9 protein-coding genes are annotated in these 7,320 nt (G+C 75.4%); 5 read left to right on the forward strand and 4 right to left on the reverse strand.

From position 1 onward, the window contains the following. Positions 1-279, reverse strand: a 279-nt coding sequence (locus tag AB0E83_RS34380) for a 50S ribosomal protein L20 (RefSeq protein WP_362120586.1), incomplete at its 3' end; no start/stop codon positions are given. Positions 280-292: 13 nt separating this feature from the next. Between AB0E83_RS34380 and AB0E83_RS34385 the strand changes: the two genes are divergently transcribed. Both AB0E83_RS34385 and AB0E83_RS34390 read left to right on the forward strand, forming a co-directional pair. Further along, positions 293-574 (forward strand): hypothetical protein, encoded by a 282-nt coding sequence (locus AB0E83_RS34385; RefSeq protein WP_362120588.1) that lies wholly within the window; start codon positions 293-295, stop codon positions 572-574. Further along, positions 571-1,053, forward strand: coding sequence for a GNAT family N-acetyltransferase (locus AB0E83_RS34390; protein WP_362120590.1), 483 nt, complete (start codon positions 571-573; stop codon positions 1,051-1,053). Before AB0E83_RS34385 ends, AB0E83_RS34390 begins: the two co-directional genes overlap by 4 nt. Before the next feature lie 16 nt (positions 1,054-1,069). On the opposite strand, the gene AB0E83_RS34395 is transcribed toward AB0E83_RS34390, so the two are convergent. Together AB0E83_RS34395 and AB0E83_RS34400 are read right to left on the reverse strand one after the other, a co-directional pair. Further along, positions 1,070-2,212, reverse strand: coding sequence for an NADH-quinone oxidoreductase subunit D (locus tag AB0E83_RS34395; RefSeq protein WP_362120592.1), 1,143 nt, complete (start codon positions 2,210-2,212; stop codon positions 1,070-1,072). Positions 2,213-2,365: 153 nt separating this feature from the next. Beyond that, a complete protein-coding gene (locus AB0E83_RS34400) occupies positions 2,366-3,352 on the reverse strand; it encodes an SAM-dependent methyltransferase (protein WP_362120600.1) in 987 nt (328 codons plus the stop codon). 129 nt (positions 3,353-3,481) lie between these two features. On the opposite strand from AB0E83_RS34400, the gene AB0E83_RS34405 reads away from it, so the two are divergent. Genes AB0E83_RS34405 through AB0E83_RS34415 form a run of 3 tightly spaced genes read left to right on the forward strand, consistent with a single transcriptional unit; the run spans position 3,482 to position 6,001 of the window. Then, the gene (locus tag AB0E83_RS34405) at positions 3,482-4,684 is read left to right on the forward strand and encodes a sensor histidine kinase (RefSeq protein ID WP_362120594.1); all 1,203 of its coding nucleotides are present in this window, start codon (positions 3,482-3,484) and stop codon (positions 4,682-4,684) included. 38 nt (positions 4,685-4,722) lie between these two features. Next, positions 4,723-5,391: a response regulator transcription factor gene (locus tag AB0E83_RS34410; protein WP_362120596.1), complete on the forward strand. Its 669-nt coding sequence runs from the start codon at positions 4,723-4,725 to the stop codon at positions 5,389-5,391. 1 nt (position 5,392) lies between these two features. After that, positions 5,393-6,001: an AAA family ATPase gene (locus tag AB0E83_RS34415; protein WP_362120598.1), complete on the forward strand. Its 609-nt coding sequence runs from the start codon at positions 5,393-5,395 to the stop codon at positions 5,999-6,001. A gap of 51 nt (positions 6,002-6,052) precedes the next feature. Here AB0E83_RS34415 and AB0E83_RS34420 read toward each other — a convergent pair whose 3' ends face one another. Then, positions 6,053-7,138, reverse strand: a complete 1,086-nt coding sequence (locus AB0E83_RS34420) for a DUF5937 family protein (RefSeq protein ID WP_362120602.1) — start codon at positions 7,136-7,138, stop codon at positions 6,053-6,055. Between the last annotated feature and the right edge of the window lie 182 nt (positions 7,139-7,320).

The raw sequence follows: 7,320 nt of genomic DNA on the forward strand, positions 1-7,320 counted from the left end.
GGCGAGGATCTTGCGGTCCACCTCGATGTTGGCGGCCTTCAGACCCTGGATGAGGCGGTTGTACGTCATGCCGTTCTGGCGGGCAGCGGCGTTGACCGCGGCCCCCGCGGCCCCGTCCCCGGCCGCTCCGGCGGCCCCGGCGCAGGACCGGTCCCCGGCGGTCCCGGCGGCCAGCGCGATCGTCCCGTACGCGGCCCGCCGGCCCGTCCCGCGCACCGAGGGCGGCTTCGACTTCTTCGGCACGCAGAAGGCGGCGGCCATCGAGGCCGTCCAGGACACCGACCTCGCCGACGTGGTGGGCGAGGAGGTCCTGGAGGAGGCCCGCGCGGCCGCCGCGCGGCCCGTCCTGTCGGCCCCCGCCCTGACCACGGTCCCGGCCACGGCCTCCGCCCCGGCCGGAGCACCGGCCGGAGCACCGGCCGGAGCACCGGCCGAGGCGCCGGACGGTGACGACGAGCCCGTCGTGGTCCGCCCGTCGGCGGCCGGCCCGATCGGCCACGTCATCGACCTGACCGCCCACGACGAGACCGAACAGCTCGACGTCGCCGAACTGCGCGGCGCGGTCAGCCAGTGACCCACCACCTCGGCCTCCTCCGCCCGGAGGAGGCACGGGCCCGCCGCGACGAACTGGTCGCCCTGTGCGCCCAGGCCTTCGCCGGCGCCCCCTGGCACGAGCCGCCGCTCGGCTGCGTACGGACCGCGGACCGGCTCCTGGAGGCCGCCGCCGGGCGCCCCGGCTTCCACGCGGTGGCCGCCCTCGGCCCCGACGGCGCGCTCCTCGGCCTCGCCGCCGGCTGGACCGACACGGTCCTCTCCGGCGGCGCACCCGCCTTCGAGCTCGCCGAACTCCTCGTCGCCCCCGCCCACCAGGGCCGCGGCCTCGGCCGCTCCCTCCACGACGCCCTGCTCACGGCCGCCGGGACCGGACCCGCGCTCCTGACGACCCTCGACGTGCCGGAGCTGACGGACCGGTACGCGCGCTGGGGCTGGACGGTCGCCGACCGCCGCCGCGAACGCGACGGACGGGACTACGTGGTGATGCGCCGCCCCTGAGGGTCCGGGGCGCCCGTCACTTGTCGATGTCGCCGACGACGAAGAAGAACGACCCCAGGATCGCGACCATGTCCGCGACCAGCGTCCCCGGCAGCAGCTCCACCAGCGCCTGGATGTTGTTGTACGAGGCCGAGCGCAGCTTCAGCCGGTACGGCGTCTTCTCGCCCTTCGACACCAGGTAGTAGCCGTTCAGCCCGAGCGGGTTCTCGGTCCAGGCGTACGTGTGCCCCTCCGGCGCCTTCAGCACCTTCGGCAGCCGCTGGTTGACCGGCCCCTGCGGCAGCTCGGCCAGCCGGTCCAGGCAGGCGTCCGCCAGCTCCAGGGAGTTGTGCGTCTGCTCCAGGAGGCATTCGAAGCGGGCCAGGCAGTCGCCGTCCTCGCGGACCACCACCCGCAGGGTGTCCTGGAGTTCCCCGTACGCCAGGTACGGCTCGTCGCGCCGCAGGTCGAAGTCGACGCCGGAGGCGCGGGCGATCGGCCCCGACACCCCGAAGGCGTGCACGGTCTCCTTCGCCAGGACGCCGACCCCGCGCGTGCGGCCCCGGAAGATCTCGTTGCCGAGGACCAGCCGGTCGTACACGTCCATCCGCGAGCGGACGGCCGCCACCGCCTGCCGGGCCCGGCCCTGCCAGCCCGCCGGCAGGTCCTCCTTGAGGCCGCCGACCCGGTTGAACATGTAGTGCATCCGGCCGCCGGAGACCTCCTCCATCACCGTCTGGAGCTCCTCGCGCTCCCGGAAGGCGTGGAAGACGGGCGTGATCCCGCCCAGCTCCAGCGGGTACGAGCCGAGGAACATCAGGTGGTTGAGGACCCGGTTCAGCTCCGCGAGCAGCGTCCGCAGCCACACCGCCCGCTCCGGCACCTCCATGCCGAGCATCCGCTCGACGGCCATCACCACGCCGAGCTCGTTGGAGAACGCCGACAGCCAGTCGTGCCGGTTCGCCAGCATGACGATCTGCCGGTAGTCACGCGCCTCGAAGAGCTTCTCCGCGCCCCGGTGCATGTAGCCCACGACCGGCTCGGCGTGCCGGATCACCTCGCCGTCGAGCACGAGCCGCAGCCGGAGCACGCCGTGCGTGGAGGGGTGCTGCGGGCCGATGTTCAGCACCATGTCGGTGCTCTCCGCCGCGCCGCCGATGCCGACCGTGGTCTCCGTCATGCCCGACAGTATCCCCCGCCGGGCGCCCCGCCGACGGGCCAGGGCCCGGCCTGTGTACAACCCCGCCGACCGGGACGCCCGGCCTGTGGACGACTCGGCCGGCCGGGACGCCCGACGGGGGGACGGCCCCGCGGAGCGCGCCCCCGGAAGCCGTCACACCCGCTGGCTCAGCCACAGGAAGTCGCCGAGCCCGCCGCGCGCGGTCAGCTCGGCCGCCTCCCCGGCGGCGGCCAGCGCCCGCACGTAGGCCGCCGGATCGGCCGAGGCGAGCGCGAGCGGCGGCCGGCCGCCGGAGACCCCCAGCCGGCCCAGCGCCTCCCGCTGGGTCGTCAGCTCGGCCGGCACGCGCGCGTGGACCGCCGCCGCGCAGGCGTCCAGCGCCACGTGCGAGGTGAGGTCGCCGGTCCCGTCCGGGACCGGGGCGACCTCGCGGCCCGCCCGGAAGCCGGTCAGCGTGCCGAAAGGCGGCCGGGCGTCCCGCACGTGCGCGTAGTCCACGGCCACCGCCCGGCCCGCGGCCAGGGAGGAGACCGCCGCCGCCCACGCCTCGTCCCGGGGCCGGCCGATCTCGGCCCGCTCGCCGGGAGCGGACAGCGGCCACCAGCGGGCCAGCCACTCCGCGTCCGCGCCCCCCACCGGGGCGCCCAGCCGCTCCGTACCGTCGGCGCGGACCTCCACGTACCGGACGGTGCCGTCCTCGTCGGCCTCGGCGACGTCCACCGGCACGTTGTCCAGCCACTCGTTCGCGAAGAGCAGTCCGCGCACCCCCTCGGGCGGCCGGCCGGTCCACTCCACCCGCGGGTCGAGCCCCTCCGGCCGGGCGGCCCGCTCCACCGCGTACGCCCGCACCCGCAGCCCCGCCGGGGCCGCCGCCAGCACCCCGGCCGCCAGCTCGCCGCGGCCCGCGCCCATGTCCACCAGGGCGACCTCGTCCGTGCCCAGCTCCTCCGCCGTCCCGGCGAGCAGCCGGGCCACCGCCGCCGCGAAGAGCGGCGAGGCGTGCACCGAGGTGCGGAAGTGGCCCGCCGGGCCCTCCGGGCGCAGGAAGAAGCCCCCGGGCCCGTACAGCGCCCGCTCGGTCGCCTCCCGCCAGCCCCGCCACTCCCCGCCGCCGTCCGCGAACCCCGCTCCGTCCCCCACCCCGCCCGTCCCGTCCGCCGCGTCATCCGTCACGCGCCCCAGTCTCCACCCCGGGGCGTACGGGTCCCTCCGTCAGGATCGACCGCACGGTTGATCCCCCGCCCGTGCGCGTTCCCTACTCTGGGTTACGTGCAGCGCCTCTACGACTTCCTCCGCAGTCACCCGACGGGCGTCGACGTCTTCTGGGCCGTCGTCCTCCTCGGGTTCTCCGCGCTGTGGATCGGGTCGATGTACCCGCCCCTCGACAACCCCGTCGGCCACGGGGCGGTCGCCGCGCTGTTCTCCCTGGTCGTCGCCCTGCGGCGGCGGGCCCCCGAGCGGATGCTGGTGCTGGCCGTCGTCCTCGGCGTCGTCCAGCTCGTCCTCGACATCGAGACCTTCATGGCGGACTTCGCCATGCTCGTCATCATCTACACCGTCGCCGCCCACGACGGCCCCCGCTGGGCCTCCCGGCTCGCTCTCGTCGGCGGCCTCCTCGCGGCCCCCCTCTCCCAGCTGCGCTGGCCGCTGGAGGAGACCGTCTCGGTCCCCGCCCGGGTCTTCTTCACGGTGATCATGGCGGTGCCGTTCGCCCTCGCCTGGGTCCTCGGCGACTCGCTGCGCACCCGCCGCGCCTACTTCGCGCAGCTGGAGGAGAAGGCCGCCCGCCTGGAGCGGGAGCGGGAGGCGCAGGCCAAGGTCGCGGTCGCCGCCGAACGGGCCCGGATCGCCCGCGAGCTGCACGACGTCGTCGCGCACAACGTGTCGGTGATGGTGGTGCAGGCCGACGGCGCCGCCTACGTCATGGACTCCTCCCCGGAGACCGCCAAGCAGGCCCTGGAGACCATCTCCACCACCGGCCGGCAGGCGCTCGCCGAGATGCGCCGGCTGCTCGGCATCCTGCGCACCGGCGAGCACCAGGAGGCGGGCGAGTACGTGCCCCAGCCCGACGTGGAGCAGATCGAGGAGCTGGTCGAGCAGGTCAGGGGCGCCGGCCTGACCGTCGACCTCACCGTCGAGGGCACCCCGCGCGAACTGCCCACCGGCGTCGGACTGACCGCCTACCGGATCGTGCAGGAAGCCCTCACCAACACCCGCAAGCACGGCGGCCCCGACGCCGGCGCCAGCGTCCGGCTCGTCTACTTCGACGACGGCCTCGGCCTGCTCGTCGAGGACGACGGCCGGGGCGCGCCCCAGGAGATGTACGAGGACGGCGGCGCCGACGGCCGCGGCCACGGCCTGATCGGCATGCGGGAACGGGTCGGCATGGTGGGCGGCACCCTGGACGCGGGCCCCCGCCCGGGCGGAGGCTTCCGGATCAGCGCCCTGCTGCCGCTCAAGCCCGCACACTGAGAGTCCGTGCCCCGTCCCCCACCCACCGAAGGAACCGCATGTCCATCCGCGTGATGCTCGTCGACGACCAGGTGCTCCTGCGCACCGGTTTCCGCATGGTGCTCGCCGCCCAGCCGGACATGGAGGTCGTGGCGGAGGCGGGCGACGGGGCGGAGGCCCTGGAGGTGCTGCGGACCACCGAGGTCGACGTGGTCCTCATGGACGTCCGGATGCCGCGCCTCGACGGAGTGGAGGCGACCCGCCGGATCTGCGCCGTCCCCGACGCCCCGAAGGTGCTCATCCTGACCACCTTCGACCTCGACGAGTACGCCTTCTCCGGGCTCAAGGCGGGCGCGAGCGGCTTCATGCTGAAGGACGTGCCGCCGGCCGAGCTGCTGGGCGCGATCCGCTCGGTGCACAGCGGCGACGCCGTGGTCGCCCCCTCGACCACCCGCCGCCTCCTCGACCGCTTCTCCCCGATGCTGCCGTCCTCCGGCCGCGAGCCCGAGCACCGCGAGGTGGAGAAGCTGACCGACCGCGAGCGCGAGGTCATGCTCCTGGTCGCCCAGGGCCTCTCCAACGGCGAGATCGCCGCCCGTCTCGTCCTGTCGGAGGCCACGGTCAAGACCCACGTGGGCCGCATCCTCACCAAGCTGGGCCTGCGCGACCGCGTCCAGGTCGTCGTCCTCGCCTACGAGACGGGCCTGGTCCGCGCGGGCGGCCGCTGAGGTGCTGATCTGGCTGAACGGCCCGTTCGGCGGCGGCAAGACCCAGACCGCGTACGAGCTGCGCCGGCGCCTGCCGGGCAGCGTCGTCTGCGACCCGGAGCACATCGGCTTCGGGCTGCACCGCGCCCTCCCGGCGGGGCTGCGCGGCGACTTCCAGGACCTGCCGGCCTGGCGGCAGGGCGTGTACGAGGTGCTGGACCTGGCGCTGCGGCGGCACGACGGGCCGGTCCTCGTCCCGATGACGGTCGTCGACCCCCGGTACTTCGCCCAGACCGTCGGCCGGCTGCGGGAGGCGCACGGCGAGGACCGGGTGCGGCACGTCGCGCTGCTCGCCGAACGGGAGACGGTGCTGCGACGGCTCGCGGAGCGGGGCCTCGGGCGCGGGCTGAAGCGGGAGAGCTTCGCCGTGGCGCGGCTCGACGACTGCCTGGACGCGCTCGCCGCCCCGGAGTTCGCCCACCACCTGAGGACCGACGACCTCACCGTCCCCCAGGTCGCCGACCGGGTCGCCGGCCTGGCCGGCCTGCGGATCGCGCCGGACACCGACGGCCCGCTGCGCCACCGGCTGCGCCGGATCCGGGTGGGCCTCGCCCACATCCGGTTCGACTAGACCGTTAGACCGTCCCTTCCGGACCGGCCGGAGGCGGAGGGGGCGGCCCGGTCAGCGCAGCACCGACTCCAGGAAGTCGCTGCCCAGGCGGGCGACGACGGAGAAGTCGAGCTGGTGGAGGACGTAGCGGCCCCGGCGGCGGGTGGTCAGCAGGCCGGCCTTGCGCAGGACGGCGAGGTGCCGGGAGACCTCGGGGGCGGTGATGCCGTACGCGTCGGCCAGCTCGCTCGTCGAGAACGGGCCGCGCGCCAGGCTCCGGCACATGCGCATCCGGACCGGGTGGGCGAGGGCGTCGAGCCGCAGCCGGACCGTCGCCACCGACTCCGGGTCGCCGACCTCGCGGCTCGCCGCCGGATACATGATCACCGGCTGCCAGCCGGGCGAGTACAGGGCGATGAGGTGGGGCCGGCCGAAGGCGCTCGGCAGCAGGGTGACGGCGCCGGTCCCGGCGTGCGTCCGCGCCTCCACCAGCTTGTCGACGACGATCCGGGTGCCCTCGGCGTCCTCCTCCAGGCGCAGCGCCCCCGAGGCGTCCGCGAGCGCGTCCGCCAGCCCCTTGCGGCGCATCAGCTCCGTCTTGTGGCGGGCGTCGGCGGCGAGCTGGAACCGGACCCGCCGCCAGGTGTCGGCGAAGAACGCCTCGTCGCAGTCCTCCAGGAGACGCCGGATCCACGCGCGCGTGGCGGTCGGCGCGGCGAGCATCCGCTCCACGAAGGCGGCCTGGCGCGGGCCGCGCGCGGCGGCCAGGTCGAGGGCCCGGCGCCGGGACCGCTCGTCGACCAGCGGGGAGGGGATGCCGCCCCGGGCGTAGAGGGGGCTGCACGAGATCTCCAGGGCGGACCCGACGAACTTCTCGTCGTCCATCCGGTCGAGGTCGTCCAGCTCCTCGGCCAGGGTCTCGCGGGGCCGCGCGGGCAGCAGGAAGTCGGAGCGCGTCGACCGCCACATGAAGTCGGCTTCGAGGAGCCGGTCGGCGAGGCCCGGGTCGAGCGCGGCGGCGGTCGCCGTCGCCCACGCGTGGAGCCCGGGATGGTGGCCCGGCTCGGCCAGGACGTGCACGGCGTTGCCGAGCTCGGCCAGCGGCGAGGGGCTGAAGACGATCCGCTCGGCCGGCACTCCGGTGATGTCGATGGTCACGCTCACGCCCCCATGGTGCGGGATGCCCCCGGGCGGCCGTCGCCCCGATTGACGAGGCCCGTCAATCGGGGCGCGGGGCGGCTCCGCGCGGGCCCAGGGTGGGCTCATGGACGCGCCCGGTCGACGAGGCCCTGGTCAAACTCGCCTCCGGTTACGCCCCCCGGAACTTCGAGGTGGAGGGG

This window comes from Streptomyces sp. NPDC035033, assembly GCF_040636735.1.
In the GTDB taxonomy this organism is placed as follows: Bacteria; Actinomycetota; Actinomycetes; order Streptomycetales; family Streptomycetaceae; genus Streptomyces.

Excerpts from the sequence above, each read along its gene's own strand:
- AB0E83_RS34395 (WP_362120592.1), bottom strand. The coding sequence starts at position 2,212 with ATGACGGAGACCACGGTCGGCATCGGCGGCGCGGCGGAGAGCACCGAC.
- AB0E83_RS34410 (WP_362120596.1), top strand. The coding sequence starts at position 4,723 with ATGTCCATCCGCGTGATGCTCGTCGACGACCAGGTGCTCCTGCGCACC.